Source organism: Rhizorhabdus wittichii, from assembly GCF_017607425.1.
Taxonomy (GTDB): Bacteria; Pseudomonadota; Alphaproteobacteria; order Sphingomonadales; family Sphingomonadaceae; genus Rhizorhabdus; species Rhizorhabdus wittichii.
In genome coordinates this window covers 4,271,812-4,287,500 of record NZ_CP059319.1, presented here as the reverse complement: position 1 = coordinate 4,287,500, position 15,689 = coordinate 4,271,812, and the positions used below count along the sequence as shown (strand labels likewise).

Sequence of the window (15,689 nt, the reverse complement as noted above, 5' to 3'; positions counted from 1 at the left end):
CGCCCGACAAGTCACTGGAACGACCCGTTTTTCCTGTCCTGCCATCGTGCCCGGTCCGCGACCGATCACGAGAGGGCATCGCTCAGGCGCCGCGCGGGCTCAACCTCAGGCCGTCTGGATATACTCGCGCATCGCCGCCGCCTCCTGCTCGATCCGCTCCATCCGCGCCTTCACCAGGTCGCCGATCGAGACGAAGCCGACCAGCACGCCGTCGTCGACCACCGGCAGGTGGCGGATCCTGCGCCGCGTCATCATCGCCAGCGCCTCGAGCGGCGTGGTCACGCTCGTCACCGTGATCACCGGCGAGGTCATCGCCTCGCGCACCGGCCGATCGAGGAAGGCGGCTCCGTCGCGCCGCATGCCATAGATCATGTCGCGCTCGGACAGGATCCCCACAACCTGTTCCCGTTCGATCACCGGCACCGCGCCGATCCGCTTGTCCGCGAGCAAGGCAAGCGCCTCGACCACCGGCATGTCCAGCGACACGCTGATGATGCTGTTCTCGCCTCGGTCCTGCAGAATCGCCGCAATCGTCATCTCGGCCTCCTTCCCCAACATGGTTCGTCCGGGGGCCGCATGGCCCTGGACTGTCAATGCCGGGTCCGGGTCTTCCGTTCCGCAACGGAGGTCCGAATGTCGCCGGGTCCCGGCAGGGTTGATGATCCCACTTTTCCGCCCCAAATGGAAGCCATGACGAAGCCCCGCAATCACCTGTCCGATCCCCAGCAGGCGGCCCGCGCCTGGCTCCGTTTCCGCTGGATCATGCGCTGGGTGATCGCGACCGCGATGCTCGCCGTCGCCGCCGCGCTCTTCTATCTCTGGATGGACGGATCGCCGCTCACGGTCGCGGTGGTGATCGCGACCAGCGCGGGGGTCGCGCTGTCGGTGCTGCTCGCCGGCGCGCTGATGGCGCTGATCTTCATGAGCTCGGGCACCGGCCATGACGAGGACGTCGCCCGCTTCGAGCCCGAGGACGACAGGCGCTCCGGCGACTGAACGGCCCCGGGGCCGAACGCAAAAGGGCGACCCGAAGGCCGCCCTTTCGTTTTTCCAGCCATATGGCCGGCTATCTGGGACGCCGGTCAGGCCGCCGCGGTCTCGCCGCGCGGCTTGCGGGTCCGGGTGCGCGGACGCGGGGCTTCGTCGCCCTCGCCGCCGTCATTGACCGGCGCCTGCAGCGTCAGCGACGGGGGCAGGCGATCGACCTCGATCTGCTCGGCCGCCTCGGCGGGCTTCGCCTTGGGCGGGCGGCCACGGCGGCGGACCGGCGCGGCGGGCTCCTCCTCCGCGGCGGCGGGCTCGGGCGCGGCCTGGGCCAGCGGCAGCTCGGGCGCGGCCGACGGAGCGTCGACGGGACGCTCGGCGCGCGGCGGGCGGCCCCGGCGGGGCCGGCGATCCTCATCCCCGCCATCGGCGTGGGTCGGAGCCGCGACAGGCGCCTCGGCCTCCGCTTCACGCTCGCGGCGCGGCTCGGCGTCGCGGTCGCGGCGATGGAAGCCGCGCTCCTGCCCGGCGGCTCGCGCCGGCGCGGGCTGCTGCTCGTCGGCGCCGATCCGATCGCCCTCGTCGCCATATTCCTCGTCGGAGGCGCCGGTGAACTCGTCGCGGCGCGGGCGCGGCTGCTGATCCTCGAAGCGCGAACGGCTCTCGCTCAGCACCCGGAAATAATGGTCCGCGAACTGCAGATAATATTCGGTGTTGACCCGGTCGCCCTGCATCTGGGCGTCGCGCGCCAGCGCCTTGTACTTCTCGAGAAGCTGGGCCGCGTTGCCGCGCGCGCGATTGTCGATACGGTTGCCGCGATCCTGACCGCCGTTGGAACCGTTCGGCCGGGGCGCGCCCGACCCACCGCCACGACCGCGACGGCGGCCGTTCTGCCGATTATTGATCAACTTTCCGATGTCCTCGTCACTGGTGGTATCGGTTCACCACTCCCATTTCCGGGACCACCCCGGAACCTGTCGGGGCTCTGCCCCAAACCGTCCTATGATGCACGCCGCCCCAAGGCGCGGGCCGGTCAAGGCCCGCATCCGCCATGTGACAAGGCCGCCGAAAAAGCGTCCGTGACATTGGAGGTCGTAGCATCGGGCCGGTGCGCAATGGCATCCCGAGCCCTGTCCATGGACCTGATGTAGGGGCTCGCGCGGCATTTTCCAAGCGGAATATGCTGGCTTTCGACAAAAGGTTCAGGCGCGGACGAGGATCGCCCGGTCGCGCCCGGCAAGATCGCGGCGGACCGATCCGGCCAGCCCGTGACGGGCGAACAGCGCGATCACCGCATCCCCCTGCTCCGCCCCGATTTCGACCGCGGCGAGGCCCCCAGCGGCGAGCAGCCCGCCGATCATGGGCGCCAGCCGGCAATAGTCGTCGAGCCCGTCGGGGCCCGCGAACAGCGCCGAGGCCGGCTCATGCTCCGCCACGTCGGGCGCGAGGATCGCGCCGCTCTCGACATAGGGCGGATTGCACAGCAGCAGGTCGAAGCGCTCGTCGATCCCCTCCGCCCAGTCGCCGAGCCGGATCTCGGCCCGGCCGGCGAGGCCCAGCCGCGCGGCATTGTCGCGCGCGATCGCCGCCGCCGCCTCGGACCGGTCGACGCCGATCCCGCTCGCCGCCGGCCATTGCGCCAGCGCCGCCAGCAGCAGCGCCCCCGATCCGACGCCGAGGTCGAGGATGCGCGCCGGCCCCTTCGCGCCGAAATGCCCGACCGCCGCCTCGATCAGCGTCTCGCTGTCGGGGCGGGGGATCAGCACGCCGGGGCCGACCTTCAGGCTGATCGTCCAGAAATCGCGCTCGCCGATAATATAGGCGACCGGCTCATGCGCCACGCGCCGCGCCAGCAGGGGCGCGAATCCCGCCGGCGCGGGATCGTCGAGCCGGCCCAGCAGCATCGCGTCGCGCGACACGCCCAAGGCATGCGCCATCAGCAATTCGGCATCGAGCCGCGCCGTCTCGCTGGTCGCGGACAGCGCGGCCACACCCCGGACCAGCGCCGCCCGGATGCTCTCAACCATCCAGTTGCGCGAGCCGCTCGGCCTCGTCCTCGGCGATCAGCGCACCGACCAGGTCGTCGAGCCCCGGCCCTTCGAGAATCTCCGACAGGCGGTGGAGGGTCAGGTTGATGCGATGGTCGGTCACCCGTCCCTGCGGGAAATTATAGGTGCGGATGCGTTCGGAGCGATCGCCCGACCCCACCATCGACTTGCGCGCGCCGGCCCGCTCGTTCGCCAGCCGCTCGCGCTCCATCTCGTAGAGGCGGGTGCGCAGCACCTTGAGCGCCTTGGCCTTGTTCTTGTGCTGCGACTTCTCGTCCTGCTGGATCACGACCAGGCCGGTCGGCAGATGGGTGATGCGGACCGCGCTGTCGGTTGTGTTGACCGACTGGCCGCCCGGCCCCGACGATCGGTAGACGTCGATGCGCAGGTCCTTGTCGTCGATATGGACGTCGACCTCCTCGGCCTCGGGCAGCACCGCGACGGTCGCCGCCGAGGTGTGGATGCGCCCGCCCGATTCGGTGACCGGCACGCGCTGGACGCGATGGACGCCGCTCTCGAACTTCAGCCGCGCGAACACCCCCGCGCCGGTGACGCTCGCCACCACCTCCTTGTAGCCGCCGAGGTCGGCCGCGCTCGCCGAGATCAGCTCGACCCGCCAGCCGCGATCCTCGGCATAGCGCTGGTACATGCGGAACAGGTCGCCCGCGAACAACGCCGCCTCGTCGCCGCCGGTGCCGGCGCGGATCTCAAGCATCGCCGATCGCTCGTCGGCGGCGTCGCGCGGCAGCAGCTTCAGCGCCAGCGCGCGCTCCGCCTCGGGCAGCCGGGCGCGGATCTCCTCGGCCTCCTCGATCGCCATGGCGCGCAGCTCGGCGTCGCCCGCCTCGTCCTCGGCCATGCCCTTGAGCACGTCGAGCTCGGCGCGCAGCCGCCGCACCTCGCCCGCCGCCTGGGCGACCGGCTCGATCTCGGCATAGTCCTTGGACAGCTGGACGAACTGGTCCGACGGCAGGTCGCCGCGCGCCATCAGCGCCTGCAACTCGTCGCGACGAGCCTCGATCTGCGCGATCCGCGCCGAGGTGATCCCTGCCATGGCGTCAGCCCCGGATCGCCGCCACGAGCCCGTCGATCGCGACCGGCGCCTGGGTCTGCCCGGCCATGTCCTTGAGCGACACCTCGCCGCGCGCGACCTCGTCGTCGCCGATGATCACCGCATAGCGCGCGCCGCTCGCGTCGGCCTTCTGCATCCGCCGCTTCATATTGCCCTTATAGGCCATGTCGGCGGCGATGCCGGCGCGGCGCAGATCGGCGAGCGCGCGGGCGGCGAAGGCCTGCGCGCCCTCGCCCATCGGCACCACCGCGACCTCGATCCGCTCGGGCGCCGGCAGGTCGATCAGCATCGCCAGCCGCTCGATCCCCGCCGCCCAGCCGACCGCGGGGGTGGCGGGCCCGCCCAGCGTCTCGATCAGCCCGTCATAGCGGCCGCCGCCCAGCACCGTGCCCTGCGCGCCGAGCCGGTCGGTGACGAACTCGAAGGCGGTGTGGCGATAATAATCGAGCCCGCGCACCAGCCGCGCGTTGCGCGTCCAGGCGACCCCGGCGGCGTCGAGCCCGCTGGTCACCGCCGCGAAGAAGGCACCCGCCTCGGCCGACAGATAATCGTCGATCTCGGGCGCGGCGTCGGCGACCGGGCGGTCGCGCGGGTCCTTCGAATCGAGGATGCGCAGCGGGTTCCTGGCCAGCCGGTCGAGGCTGTCCTCGCTCAGCTCGCCGCGATGCTTCTCGAAATGCGCGACCAGCGCGGCGCGCCACGCCTCGCGCGTCTCGCCGTCGCCGAGCGTGTTGAGCGTCAGCGTCACGCCGTCCGCCACGCCCAGTTCGCGCAGCAACTGGTCGGCCATACACAGCAGCTCGATGTCGGCCTGCGGCTCGGCGGCACCGATCACCTCGGCGTCGAGCTGGTGGAACTGGCGGTAACGGCCCTTCTGCGGCCGTTCGTAGCGGAACAGCGGGCCATGGGTCGCGACCTTGAGCGGCGCATGCTGCTGCCAGCCCTCGGTCAGATAGGCGCGGGCGATGCCAGCGGTGAACTCGGGCCGCAGCGTCACCGAATCGCCGCCGCGGTCCTCGAAGCTGTACATCTCCTTGGAGACGACGTCGGTCGTCTCGCCCAGCGAGCGGGCGAAGACCGCGGTCGGCTCGAACACGGGCACCTCGACCCGGCCGAAGCCGTAGAGGCGGCGGACCCGGTCGAAGGTCTGGACGACATGGCCGAAGCGCAATGCCTGCTCGCCCAGCATATCCTGCGTGCCCCGGATCGGGCGCGGTGTTTCGATCCTGCTCATGCCGCGCCCTTATCGTCCCTTTGGCCGGGGTGGAAGCGCTTTGCGATTCGCCGGGGCCGCGACGGCGGGCGATGCGGACGGGCGAAAATCATGGTAAAAGCATGGCTTGCAGGGACTTGGCGCGCGCGAACGCATTTCCGTCGCGGAAAACCGCCATATCGTCCCTATTGGCGCTTGGAATCCGATGCGGTGCAGCATAAAGGCGCGGCCATGAACATCGACCTCATCCCCGTGGGCGACGATCCGCCCAACAGCCTCAACGTCATCATCGAAGTGCCGGTGGGCGGCGAACCCGTGAAATATGAGTTCGACAAGAAGTCGGGCGCATTGTTCGTCGACCGCATCCTGCACACGCCGATGCGCTATCCGGCGAACTACGGCTTCGTGCCGCACACGCTGTCGCCCGACGGCGATCCGCTCGACGCGCTGGTCGTCGCGCGCTCGCCCTTCGTGCCGGGCTGCGTCGTCCGAGCCCGCCCGATCGCGGTGCTCAACCTCGAGGACGAGCATGGCGGCGACGAGAAGCTCGTCTGCGTGCCGGTCGACAGCACCTTCCCTTATTATACCGACGTCAACGAGCGCGACGACTTGCCGCAGATCGTGCTGCAGCAGATCGAGCATTTCTTCACCCACTATAAGGACCTCGAAGCCGAGAAGTGGGTGCGGATCGGCACCTGGGGCGGCGCCGACGACGCGCGCACCATCGTGCTCGAGGCGATCGACCGGGCGAAGCAGGCCAAGGCGGCCTGATCCTTCCCGGATTCCTTCACCGTCATTCCAGCGAAAGCTGGAATCTCACTACCTTTTCGATAGCGTCGACAGAGAAGTGAGATCCCGGCTTTCGCCGGGATGACGGCCCTCTTCCCCAGCCACCAACTCCCCCCTTGCGCAGCGACGTACCGATCGGTACGGTCGCGCCATGCTGCATCGTCGCGCCACCGGACAGCGCTATGCCTTCATCGTCATAGCGGTCACCTTCCTCGCGCTCCTGGTCGCGGCGGCGCTGCGATCGGCGCCGAGCGTGCTGATCCTGCCGCTCGAAGCGCACTTCGGCTGGGACCGCGCGACCATCTCCTTCGCCGCGGCGGTCGGCATCTTCCTCTACGGCCTGACCGGGCCCTTCGCCGCCGCGCTGATGCAGTCGATCGGCATCCGCCGGACGATGATCGGCGGCCTCGTGCTGATGGCGGCGTCGAGCCTCGCCAGCCTGTGGATGACCGAGAGCTGGCATTATGTGCTGAGCTGGGGGGTGATCTCGGGCGTCGGCAGCGGCGCGATCGCCCCGGTGCTCGGCGCGACCGTGGTCAACCGCTGGTTCGCGACGCGACGCGGGCTGATGATCGGCCTGCTGACCGCGAGCACCGCGACCGGATCGCTGATCTTCCTGCCCGCCATGGCCTGGCTGACCCGCAACGGCGCCTGGACGCCGGTGGCGCTCGCGGTCGGGCTGGCCGCCGCCGCGCTGATCCCGGTCGTCTGGCTGCTGATGCCCGACGGCCCGGCGGCGATCGGCGCCCGGCGCTATGGCGAATCGCCGGACGCGTTGCCCCCGGCCGAGAACCGGCGCGGCGCGATGCTGGCGATCACCACCCTGGCCGAGGGGATGCGCAGCCCGGCCTTCTGGCTGCTGTTCGGCACCTTCTTCGTCTGCGGGCTGACCACCAACGGCCTCGTCGGCACCCATCTGATCGCCTATTGCGGCGACAACGGCATATCGCCAGTGCAGGCGGCGGGGCTGCTGTCGCTGATGGGGCTGTTCGACCTGATCGGCACCACCGCCTCGGGCTGGCTGACCGACCGCTACGATCCGCGCAAGCTGCTGTTCGTCTATTATGCGCTGCGCGGCCTGTCGCTGATGGCGTTGCCGGCGATCGACTTCCAGCCGACCGGCCTGCTGCTCTTCGCGGTCTTCTACGGGCTCGACTGGATCGCGACGGTGCCGCCGACGATGGCGCTGGCCAACCGCCATTTCGGCGAGGCGAAGGCGCCGATCATCTTCGGCTGGGTGATGACCGGCCACCAGATCGGCGCCGCCGTCGCCGCCTTCGGCGCGGGCCTGATCCGCGAGCAGACGGGCAGCTACCTGCTCGCCTTCGTCATCGCCGGCGCGTTCGGCGTGCTCGCCGCCTTCGCCGCGATGGGCCTCGGCCGCAGGGCGCCGGCCCTCGCGCATTGAAGCAGGGAAAGGGCATGGGGGGAGCGCCGGCCGGCTTCCGCCGAAAAAGTCGAAAACAGCCCCTTGCATGGAATCGGGGCGCCCCCTATAGGGCCCCGACTTGGCTCAATCCGGTCGGCTCCCGAGGCCGAAAAAACGACCGGATCTCCGTCGGGGAGTAGCTCAGCCTGGTAGAGCACTGTCTTCGGGAGGCAGGGGCCGGAGGTTCGAATCCTCTCTCCCCGACCATCTTTTCCAGCGATGCGGCGATCGACCCTTACGTCAGGCGCGCGAACATGTGGTCCGCCTGCGACCAGTCGACCGCCGCCATGTAAGCGTCCACATAAGCCGCCGCCTTCGCCCCATAGTCGATGGCATAGGCATGTTCGTACATGTCGAGCGCCAGCAGCGGCGTGCCGCCCGCCAGGGTCGCCATATGATCGGCCGCCCACTGGTTGACGAGGCGCCGGTCGCGGTTGCTCCACATCAGCAGCACCCAGCCCGATCCGCCGCCCAGCGCCTTGCCCATCGCGACGAACTCGGCCGCCCAACGGCCATGGCTGCCGAAGTCCCGCTCGATCGCGGCGGCCAGCTTCGCGCCCGGCCGGGTCGGCCGTCCCAGGCCGGCGAAATAGAGCTCGTGCAGGATCATCGAGTTCCAGGCGATCAACTCCTCGCGCTTCAGGCCGTTGATCGAGAAACCCGGCGCGGCGGCCGGGTCGAGGGCGGCGAACGCCTGCCGGATCGCGCCGAGCCGCTTCACCGCGCCGACATAATTATTGTCGTGGTGGCTGGTCAGCAATTTCGCCGACAGGCCGGGAATGGCGTTCGGATCGAACGGCAAGGGCTGGGGCGCGAACGCATCGGCCGGCGGCTGCGCCAGCGCGGGCAGGCCGGCGGCCGCGCCGGCGGCGACGGTCGCCGCCATCAGGGTTCTGCGATTCATCGACATGCGAAAGCCCTCCTTAGATCACGGCGAAGAGATGCAGCGCGACGCCCGCCGCCGAGGTCATCGCCAGCGTCGCGGTCACGCCCAGCCGCAACCGGAACATCGCGACGATCGCCGCGAGGCACAGCAGCGCCGCCCAGATGTCGATGCTCGCCGGCACCGGCAGGTCGACCGCGAGCGGGCCGGCGGCCAGCCGGGCGGTCTGCCGGAACAGCGTGTGGATGGCGAACCAGATGGCGAGGTTGAGGATCACCCCGACCACCGCCGCCGTGATCGCGGACAGCGCGCCGGCCATCGCCCGGTTGCTCCGCATCCGTTCGATGAACGGCGCGCCGAGGAATATCCACAGGAAGCAGGGGGCGAAGGTCACCCAGGTCGCGAGCAGGCCGCCCAGCGTCGCGGCGAGCAGCGGCGGCATCCCCGTCGCCTCCCGATAGGCGCCGAGGAAGCCGACGAACTGCACCACCATGATGAGCGGGCCGGGCGTCGTCTCCGCCATGCCGAGGCCGTCGAGCATCTCGCGCGGCTGCAGCCAGTGATAGGTCTGCACCGCCTCCTGCGCGACATAGGACAGCACCGCATAGGCGCCGCCGAACGTCACCATCGCCATCGACGAGAAGAAGACCGCGATCTGCGAGAAGACGTCGCCCCGGCCGAGCAGGACGAGCAGCAGCGCCACCGGAACCAGCCACAGCGCCAGCCAGACGAACGCGTCGAGCAATGTCCGGGCGAGCGTCGGCACGGCATGGGCGGGCAGTTCCTCGCCCAGCAGCGTGTCCGCGTCCGCGACGATCGCGCCGGCCGAGGCCTTGTGGCCGCCGCCGACCGCGAAGGCCGCCGTGCCGCGCCGCCCGCCGACGAAGCCGATCGCGCCGGCGCCGATCACCACGACGGGGAACGGCACCGCGAAGAAGAACAGGGCGACGAAGGCGGCGGCGGCGATCGCCACCATGACCGGGTTCTTCAGCGCCCGGCCGGCGATCCGCAGCACCGCCTGCACCACGATGGCGAGCACGGCGGCCTTGAGGCCGAAGAACAGCGCGGCGATGATGCCGAGCGCGCCGTAGAGGACATAGATCCAACTCAGCGCCATGATCGACACGACGCCGGGCAGGATGAACAGCAGCCCCGCCATCACCCCGCCGCGCCGCTCGTGGAGCAGCCAGCCGATATAGGTGGCGAGCTGCTGCGCCTCGGGGCCGGGCAGCAGCATGCAATAGTTCAGCGCATGCAGGAACCGGTGCTCGCCGATCCAGCGCTTCTCCTCGACCAGCACGCGGTGCATCACCGCGATCTGGCCGGCCGGCCCCCCGAACGACAGCAACGCGATCTTCGCCCAGACCCGGCATGCCTCTTCGAGGGTCACCGGGGCGGGGCGGGCGATCGGGGCGGCCGGCACGGCGGCGGCCCTCATGGGCGCGCCTCCCGCGGCTTGTGGGCATCCCAGTCGTGCGTCTCCGCCCGCGCGTCGCGGCACCAGCGATAGAGCGCGTCGTAGATCGGCAGGCCGGCCTCCAGCTGCCGGTCGTCGTCGGCGTGCAGCCGCGACAGGCCCAGCGACAACGCGACCAGCCCGGCGGCCTCGGGAACCAGGTCCGGCCGCCCGGTGTCGGCGCCGCGCACGATCTCGGCGAGATAGGCGAGCGCCGGCAACGCGCCCAGGCCGAATTCCTCGACCATCACGTCGAAGGTGCAGCGCTCGCCGCGATGGCTCCAGAACACGGCGTCATGCTGGAAATCGAACGGCGTGGCGTCGAGACGCTCGGCCACCGCCATCACCTCCCCCGGCACCACGAACAGGAAGCGGGCGCCGGGATCGACGAAGCGGCGGATCAGCCAGGGGCAGGCGATCCGGTCGACCTTCGGCCGCGCGCGGGTCACCCACAGCGTCCGGCCGTCCGCCTGGCGGGACGGCAGGCGGCCGGTGCGGACCAGCGGCTGCCCGGCGTTCCGCCAGGCGGCATGCCCGCCTCCCAATATCTCGGCGGCGATGCCGTCGCTCCGCAGCCAGGCGGCGACGCCTTCGCTCAGCGGCCCGCCATCCTCGTCGATGATCACGGCCGCCCGGCCGGCGAGGCCCCCGCCCCATTCCGACACCTCCGCCGCGCGGCGGGGGATCGATCCGGGGATCAGCCGATCGTCGCCGATGCCGGCGCGCAGGTCGATGAGAGCGGGACAGGACGGCGTGCCGATGAGGCGCGCGAGACGGTCGACGGAAATGCTGTTCAGTGCAGGCATGGAGCGTCCCTACGAAAGTCGGACGCGATATTTCGGCATGCCGCCTCGTGGGGCTATCGCATTCCCCATGCCCCTTTCATTCCCCGAAACGCCGGCCGAGTCAACGCGGGCCGGACCGCGGAAAAATGATGGGCCCGGGCTGGACCCTCCGGCGCATTCGCGCGTTACGGGCGGAGTGTTGGAGGCGTTGCGTCATGGGGATGGTTGCGGGGCGTATCCTGGTGGTCGAGGATGATCTCATGCTCAACCACATGTTGCGGGAGATGTTGGAGGATCTGGGCTTCGTCGTGTTGACCGCCGCGTCGGCCGAGGCCGCGCGCGACGCGATCGACACGGCCAGCCTCGACGTCATCCTCGCCGACATGGCGCTGGACGCGGGGGGCCTGGGCTCCGACGGCCTGTCGGTCGCCCGCGCGGCGCTGGAGAAGAACCGGCAGCTCCGCGTGGTGATCGCCTCGGGCCACCCCGCCCCGGCCGGGCTCGGACAGGACATGGCCTTCCTGCAGAAACCCTTCACCGTCGCCGAACTGGCGCGGATGGTGCAGAACTAGGGTTTCCGCCCAGCGAAAGCCGGGATGACCGGCGAGGGATCGTCCAAGCCACTTTTCGCAAGGCGCCCGCAAAACCCCCAAAAGGAATGGCCCCCGCTCCGGGGGCGGGGAGCGAGGGCCTACCTGGCGTTCGTCACGCAGGCGGGGCGTGATTGGTTTCTCGAGCAACAGGGGGGAATCCCGAGAAGATCACGACCGCTGAGGAGACTTTTAGGGGGTTCAACCTGTCGCCTTTATGAACGACGGGACTAATTCCGGGGGCCCTTCGGGCGTGGGTCGTCCCATTTGAACGCTTTGTCGGAAATGGCCACCCCGAAGCGCTGATTCGTCAGCCGCACGGTCGAGCGGCCGTTCTGCGCGTCGAGCACGGTCCACCCCTGGAGCGCGAGGCCGCCCGGCCCCGCGCCCTTGGCGAAGACGATCGTGATCGTCCCGAACTCGGGATGCTTGCCGTCGCGCGCCTCGACGGTGATCGTGCCGGGGATGGTCGACGGCACCACCTTGGCGAAGCGGCTCATGTCGCGGCGCGGGTCGATCAGCACCGACAGCGGCGAGTTGCCGACCGGCCAGCGCGACACCTGCCGCACCGAATAGTCGATCATCGTCAGCGCCCTGCCGTCGCCGACGATCAGCAGCGGCACGCCCTTCTGATATTCGAAGCGGACCTTGCCCGGCTGGCGCAGGGTCAGCATGCCCGACAGCGACTTGCCGTTGCGGTCGGTCTGGACGAAGTCGGCCGTCATCGTCGTGATCCCGCGCAGATGGGCGGCGACCTCGTCGAGCGAGGCGGTCTGCGCCATGGCGGGGGCGGCCATGACGATCGCGGCGGGCGCGACCAGGGCGGCGGCAAGGGAAGGGAAAAGCGGGCGCATGCGGCTCCTGTCGATTTCGATATCGGTCGTTTCGGCGGCCCTTATGCCCAAGCGCCGCTGAATTGGGAATGAAGCGCGCCTCCGCTATAGGTATCGCCCGATGAACGGGAGACCGCTGACCGACGCCGAAGGGGCGCTCGTCCGATCGATGTTCGGGGCCGCGATCGACATCGGCCGCGTCACGATCCGCCGCGCCCGCTGGTGGCCGCTCCAGCCGAGGAACGTGCTGATGGCGCCCGACGGCCATCTCTGGTGCCACCCCGCCGGCCCGCTGTGGCGCGACTGCTATGCCGGCGCGTCGCTGTCGATGCAGGCGCTGTTCGTCCATGAGATGACCCATGTCTGGCAGGCGCAGCGCGGCGGCCGCTGGTACCTGCCGCTGATGCGCCATCCCTTCTGCCGCTATGTCTATACATTAAGGCCGGGCAAGCCCTTCGCCCGCTACGGCATCGAGCAGCAGGCCGAGATCGTCGCCGACGCCTTCCTCCTCGGCCAGGGCGCGGCCCGGCCGGGCAAGCCGGGGCTGGAGGCGTACAAGGCGGTGCTGCCCTTTTAGCTCCCGCGTCATCCCGGCGGAGGCCGGGATCTCGGGAGGCTCTTGCGACCAGCTTCTCTCCCCTCTCCCGAGACCCCGGCCTCCGCCGGGGTGACGAGGAGAAAGCGATGCTCTTCCGCTTCCCCTTCGCACCGGCTAGAGCGGCGCGATGACCCCCACCGGCCTGCTCGGCGGCAGCTTCAACCCGGCGCATTTCAGCCACCGCCACATCAGCCTGTTCGCGATCGAGGCGCTCGGGCTGGAGGAGATGTGGTGGCTGGTGTCGCCCGGCAATCCGCTCAAGGCCGCCGCCTCCGACATGGCCCCGCTCGCCGCGCGCTACGCCTCGGCCGCCCGGATGGCGCGGCGCGCGCCGATCCGGCCGACCGCGATCGAGGCGCGGCTCGGCACGCGCTACACCGCCGACACGCTGCGCGCGCTGGTCCGCCGCTACCCGAAGCGCCGCTTCGTCTGGATCATGGGAGCCGACAATCTCGCCCAGTTCGACCGCTGGCAGGACTGGCGCGGCATCGCGCGCAGGGTGGTCATTGCCGTCGTCGCCCGTCCGGGTTATGATGACGGCGCCCGCGCTTCGAGGGCGATGGGCTGGCTGCGGCATTTCGTCCGGCCCGCGGCCAAGGCGAAAGACTGGACGAGCTGGAGACCGCCGGCCCTCGTGCTGCTGCACTTCTATCCTGATCGCGGTTCCGCAACGCGGCTCCGGGCCAAGGACCCAGGCTGGCACCTTTCCCACAACAACACAGGCTTGCGCGACAGGTTGACGCGCCGGCCGCTGCCCTAGGAGGTACATTGACCGCCACCGACAGCATCAGGCCCAGAGACGCCTCTGCCGCCAGGGATGCCGACCCTTCGGACAAGCTGCACCAGCTTGTGCTGAAATCGCTCGACGACGACCAGGCGATCGAGACCGTCTCGATCCCGCTCGCGGGCAAATCGTCGATCGCCGATCATATGGTGATCGCATCGGGCCGTTCGACCCGACAGGTCGCCTCGATGGCGACCAAGCTGGCCGACCGGATCAAGAGCGAGACGGGCCGCACGGTCCGGATCGAGGGCCTGCCGACGGCCGACTGGGTGCTGATCGACGCGGGCGACGTGATCGTCCACCTGTTCCGCCCCGAGGTCCGCAGCTTCTACAATCTCGAGCGGATGTGGAATTTCGGCGACGCGCCCGCGCCCGTCGCGGTCCAGGGCTGATCCACGGAGCAGCGGCGGGGAGGCCCTGAACCACATTGCTGCTGCACATCGTCGCGCGGGGCAGGATCGGCCGGGGTCCCGAGGCCGATCTGGTCGACCGCTACATCAAGCGGATCGGCTGGCCGACCCGCATCACCGAGCTGCCCGACAGCGGCGGGCGCCTGCCGCCGCGCGATCCCGGCACCGTGCTCGTCATGCTCGACGAGAAGGGCGAGCAACTCGGCTCGATGGCCTTCGCCGAGAAGCTCGGCCGCTGGCGTGACGACGGCCGGCGCGAGGTCCGCTTCCTGATCGGCGCCGCCGACGGCTTCGACGAGGCGCAGCGCCGCGAGGCCGACCTGCTGTTCGCCTTCGGCAAGGCGACCTGGCCCCACCTGCTCGCCCGCGCGATGCTCGCCGAACAGCTCTGGCGGGCGACCAGCATCCTCGCCGGCCACCCCTATCACCGGGAAGGGTGATGGCCCCGCTTTCCATCATTCCTCCCCATGCCATGCATGGGGAGGGGGACCGGCGAAGCCGGTGGAGGGGCGGCGCGTCAGCGCCGGCTGCGCCGTCGCCCCCTCCACCATCCTTCGGACGGTCCCCCTCCCCGTTCCGGGGAGGATTTATTATTGTAGCGGTCGCTACAATCCTCGCCGTGCCCGCCTTCGCCCTGTCGCGCGACCCCGGCGTGGCCGAGCAGCAGCGCGCGCTCGCCGCCGCGAAGCGCGACGCGTCGGCCGCCGAACGCCGCGCCGCCGATCTCGAACATCGCGCGAAGGCGATGACCCGCGCCGCCGACCGCGCCCGCGCCGAGCAGGCCGCCGCCGCCGCCGCGATCCAGGCGTCGGAGGCGCGGATCGCCGCCGCCGAGGCGCGGGTCGGCATCGTCGACCGGCTGCGCGCGCGCCAGCGGGCCCGCCTCGCCGAGCGGCAGGGGCCGATCGTGCGGCTGACCGCGGCGCTCCAGACGATGGCGCGCCGCCCCGCCGCGCTGGCGCTGGTCCAGCCCGGGTCGGTCGACGACCTGGTCCATGTCCGCGCCCTGCTGGGATCGGCGCTGCCCGCGATCCGCGCCCGTACCGCGGGGCTTCGCGCCGAGGTCGCGCGCGGCGACGCGCTGCGCCGCTCGGCCGGGCTGGCGGTCGCCGACCTGCGCCGCGAGCAGGACCAGCTTCGCATCCGCCGCACCGCGCTCGCCCGGCTCGAAGCCGACCAGCGCCGCCGCTCGCAGGGGCTGGTCGACGACGCGATGGCCGAGCAGGACCGGATGATCGCGATGGGCGAGAAGGCGAAGGACATCGCCCAGCTCATCGATGAGCTGGGCGAGCAGTCCGACGTCCGCGCCCGCCTCGCCAGCCTGCCGGGTCCGCGCCTGCGCCCGCCGCTGCCCGGCCGCGCCGCGCCGCCGCCGCCGTCCGAGCTGGCCCGCCTGTCGGCGATCGCGCAGGCGCCGCCGCCCTATCGGCTGCCGGTGCGCGGCCGGCTCGTCTCGGGGATGGGCGAGCTGTCCGACTCGGGCGTCCGCGCGCGCGGGCTGACCCTGGCGGCGGCGCGCGGCGCGCAGATCGTTTCGCCCGCCGACGGCCGGATCGCCTTCGCCGGGCCGTTCCGCAGCTATGCCGGGATCGTCATCATCGATCATGACAATGGCTGGTCGACGCTGATCACCGGGCTCGGCCGGGTCGGCGCCAAGGTCGGCGCGGCGGTGATCCAGGGCAGCCCGCTGGGCGTCGCGGGCGGCGGAAATCCGCGCGTCACGGTCGAGCTGCGCCACGAAGGGCGGCCGATCGACATCCTGCCGCTGCTGACGCGCGGATGAGCCGCCGCCGGGGCAGCCATTGAACCGCCGCG

The 15,689-nt window shown here is 70.7% G+C and carries 18 protein-coding genes and 1 tRNA gene; 10 read left to right on the top strand and 9 right to left on the bottom strand.

The features are described from left to right. Window positions 1–105: 105 nt before the first annotated feature. The gene (locus HRJ34_RS20635) at window positions 106–558 is read right to left on the bottom strand and encodes a CBS domain-containing protein (protein WP_016746757.1); all 453 of its coding nucleotides are present in this window, start codon (window positions 556–558) and stop codon (window positions 106–108) included. Between the two features lie 123 nt (window positions 559–681). On the opposite strand from HRJ34_RS20635, the gene HRJ34_RS20630 reads away from it, so the two are divergent. Continuing rightward, on the top strand, window positions 682–996 hold the full coding sequence (locus tag HRJ34_RS20630; protein ID WP_049771232.1) for a hypothetical protein: 315 nt from the start codon (window positions 682–684) through the stop codon (window positions 994–996). An 86-nt stretch (window positions 997–1,082) separates the two neighbouring features. Here HRJ34_RS20630 and HRJ34_RS20625 read toward each other — a convergent pair whose 3' ends face one another. From HRJ34_RS20625 to hisS, 4 genes are all read right to left on the bottom strand, one after another. Continuing rightward, window positions 1,083–1,892, bottom strand: a complete 810-nt coding sequence (locus HRJ34_RS20625) for a DUF4167 domain-containing protein (RefSeq protein WP_012048740.1) — start codon at window positions 1,890–1,892, stop codon at window positions 1,083–1,085. Window positions 1,893–2,186: 294 nt separating this feature from the next. Beyond that, complete coding sequence (prmC, locus tag HRJ34_RS20620) at window positions 2,187–3,011, bottom strand: peptide chain release factor N(5)-glutamine methyltransferase (protein WP_208632261.1); 825 nt, start codon at window positions 3,009–3,011, stop codon at window positions 2,187–2,189. Beyond that, window positions 3,004–4,086, bottom strand: a complete 1,083-nt coding sequence (gene prfA, locus HRJ34_RS20615) for a peptide chain release factor 1 (protein WP_208632260.1) — start codon at window positions 4,084–4,086, stop codon at window positions 3,004–3,006. The genes prmC and prfA overlap by 8 nt, the downstream gene beginning before the upstream one ends. A 4-nt stretch (window positions 4,087–4,090) precedes the next feature. Next, the gene (gene hisS / locus HRJ34_RS20610) at window positions 4,091–5,338 is read right to left on the bottom strand and encodes a histidine--tRNA ligase (protein WP_208632259.1); all 1,248 of its coding nucleotides are present in this window, start codon (window positions 5,336–5,338) and stop codon (window positions 4,091–4,093) included. Window positions 5,339–5,548: 210 nt separating this feature from the next. Here hisS and ppa point away from each other — a divergent pair, with 210 nt between their 5' ends. The 3 genes from ppa (at window position 5,549) to HRJ34_RS20595 (ending at window position 7,742) form a co-directional block, all read left to right on the top strand. Continuing rightward, window positions 5,549–6,088: an inorganic diphosphatase gene (gene ppa / locus HRJ34_RS20605; protein ID WP_012048744.1), complete on the top strand. Its 540-nt coding sequence runs from the start codon at window positions 5,549–5,551 to the stop codon at window positions 6,086–6,088. 169 nt (window positions 6,089–6,257) lie between these two features. Next, entirely contained in the window at window positions 6,258–7,514 is a 1,257-nt protein-coding gene (locus HRJ34_RS20600; RefSeq protein WP_208632258.1) for an MFS transporter, read from the top strand. A gap of 151 nt (window positions 7,515–7,665) precedes the next feature. Further along, window positions 7,666–7,742 (top strand) — tRNA-Pro (locus HRJ34_RS20595). A 28-nt stretch (window positions 7,743–7,770) separates the two neighbouring features. Here the strand turns inward: HRJ34_RS20595 and HRJ34_RS20590 are convergent. Genes HRJ34_RS20590 through HRJ34_RS20580 form a run of 3 tightly spaced genes read right to left on the bottom strand, consistent with a single transcriptional unit; the run spans window position 7,771 to window position 10,680 of the window. Then, window positions 7,771–8,439 carry a superoxide dismutase gene (locus HRJ34_RS20590; protein WP_226948873.1) on the bottom strand — a complete coding sequence of 223 codons (669 nt, stop codon included), beginning with the start codon at window positions 8,437–8,439 and terminating at the stop codon, window positions 7,771–7,773. Window positions 8,440–8,458: 19 nt separating this feature from the next. Continuing rightward, the gene (gene chrA, locus HRJ34_RS20585) at window positions 8,459–9,856 is read right to left on the bottom strand and encodes a chromate efflux transporter (protein ID WP_208632256.1); all 1,398 of its coding nucleotides are present in this window, start codon (window positions 9,854–9,856) and stop codon (window positions 8,459–8,461) included. Next, a complete protein-coding gene (locus HRJ34_RS20580) occupies window positions 9,853–10,680 on the bottom strand; it encodes a chromate resistance protein ChrB domain-containing protein (protein ID WP_012048751.1) in 828 nt (275 codons plus the stop codon). Before HRJ34_RS20580 ends, chrA begins: the two co-directional genes overlap by 4 nt. A gap of 194 nt (window positions 10,681–10,874) precedes the next feature. On the opposite strand from HRJ34_RS20580, the gene HRJ34_RS20575 reads away from it, so the two are divergent. Then, window positions 10,875–11,231 (top strand): response regulator, encoded by a 357-nt coding sequence (locus tag HRJ34_RS20575; RefSeq protein WP_012048752.1) that lies wholly within the window; start codon window positions 10,875–10,877, stop codon window positions 11,229–11,231. A gap of 248 nt (window positions 11,232–11,479) precedes the next feature. Here HRJ34_RS20575 and HRJ34_RS20570 read toward each other — a convergent pair whose 3' ends face one another. Further along, complete coding sequence (locus HRJ34_RS20570; protein WP_029548645.1) at window positions 11,480–12,103, bottom strand: LolA family protein; 624 nt, start codon at window positions 12,101–12,103, stop codon at window positions 11,480–11,482. A 100-nt stretch (window positions 12,104–12,203) separates the two neighbouring features. Here HRJ34_RS20570 and HRJ34_RS20565 point away from each other — a divergent pair, with 100 nt between their 5' ends. From HRJ34_RS20565 to HRJ34_RS20545, 5 genes are all read left to right on the top strand, one after another. Next, complete coding sequence (locus tag HRJ34_RS20565) at window positions 12,204–12,659, top strand: hypothetical protein (protein WP_016745061.1); 456 nt, start codon at window positions 12,204–12,206, stop codon at window positions 12,657–12,659. Between the two features lie 148 nt (window positions 12,660–12,807). Next, window positions 12,808–13,440, top strand: coding sequence for a nicotinate-nucleotide adenylyltransferase (locus HRJ34_RS20560; RefSeq protein ID WP_208632255.1), 633 nt, complete (start codon window positions 12,808–12,810; stop codon window positions 13,438–13,440). Between the two features lie 26 nt (window positions 13,441–13,466). Further along, complete coding sequence (gene rsfS, locus HRJ34_RS20555) at window positions 13,467–13,856, top strand: ribosome silencing factor (protein ID WP_029548644.1); 390 nt, start codon at window positions 13,467–13,469, stop codon at window positions 13,854–13,856. A 35-nt stretch (window positions 13,857–13,891) separates the two neighbouring features. Then, window positions 13,892–14,314 carry a 23S rRNA (pseudouridine(1915)-N(3))-methyltransferase RlmH gene (locus HRJ34_RS20550; protein ID WP_012048757.1) on the top strand — a complete coding sequence of 141 codons (423 nt, stop codon included), beginning with the start codon at window positions 13,892–13,894 and terminating at the stop codon, window positions 14,312–14,314. 179 nt (window positions 14,315–14,493) lie between these two features. Continuing rightward, window positions 14,494–15,657: a murein hydrolase activator EnvC family protein gene (locus tag HRJ34_RS20545; RefSeq protein WP_226948872.1), complete on the top strand. Its 1,164-nt coding sequence runs from the start codon at window positions 14,494–14,496 to the stop codon at window positions 15,655–15,657. Window positions 15,658–15,689: the final 32 nt, after the last annotated feature.

Bases quoted from the DNA above. Each gene is read 5' to 3' on its own strand.
- HRJ34_RS20635 (WP_016746757.1), bottom strand. From the start codon at position 558: ATGTTGGGGAAGGAGGCCGAGATGACGATTGCGGCGATTCTGCAGGAC.
- HRJ34_RS20630 (WP_049771232.1), top strand. From the start codon at position 682: ATGGAAGCCATGACGAAGCCCCGCAATCACCTGTCCGATCCCCAGCAG.
- prmC (WP_208632261.1), bottom strand. From the start codon at position 3,011: ATGGTTGAGAGCATCCGGGCGGCGCTGGTCCGGGGTGTGGCCGCGCTG.
- prfA (WP_208632260.1), bottom strand. From the start codon at position 4,086: ATGGCAGGGATCACCTCGGCGCGGATCGCGCAGATCGAGGCTCGTCGC.
- hisS (WP_208632259.1), bottom strand. From the start codon at position 5,338: ATGAGCAGGATCGAAACACCGCGCCCGATCCGGGGCACGCAGGATATG.
- ppa (WP_012048744.1), top strand. From the start codon at position 5,549: ATGAACATCGACCTCATCCCCGTGGGCGACGATCCGCCCAACAGCCTC.
- HRJ34_RS20600 (WP_208632258.1), top strand. From the start codon at position 6,258: ATGCTGCATCGTCGCGCCACCGGACAGCGCTATGCCTTCATCGTCATA.
- HRJ34_RS20590 (WP_226948873.1), bottom strand. From the start codon at position 8,439: ATGAATCGCAGAACCCTGATGGCGGCGACCGTCGCCGCCGGCGCGGCC.
- chrA (WP_208632256.1), bottom strand. From the start codon at position 9,856: ATGAGGGCCGCCGCCGTGCCGGCCGCCCCGATCGCCCGCCCCGCCCCG.
- HRJ34_RS20580 (WP_012048751.1), bottom strand. From the start codon at position 10,680: ATGCCTGCACTGAACAGCATTTCCGTCGACCGTCTCGCGCGCCTCATC.
- HRJ34_RS20575 (WP_012048752.1), top strand. From the start codon at position 10,875: ATGGGGATGGTTGCGGGGCGTATCCTGGTGGTCGAGGATGATCTCATG.
- HRJ34_RS20570 (WP_029548645.1), bottom strand. From the start codon at position 12,103: ATGCGCCCGCTTTTCCCTTCCCTTGCCGCCGCCCTGGTCGCGCCCGCC.
- HRJ34_RS20565 (WP_016745061.1), top strand. From the start codon at position 12,204: ATGAACGGGAGACCGCTGACCGACGCCGAAGGGGCGCTCGTCCGATCG.
- HRJ34_RS20560 (WP_208632255.1), top strand. From the start codon at position 12,808: ATGACCCCCACCGGCCTGCTCGGCGGCAGCTTCAACCCGGCGCATTTC.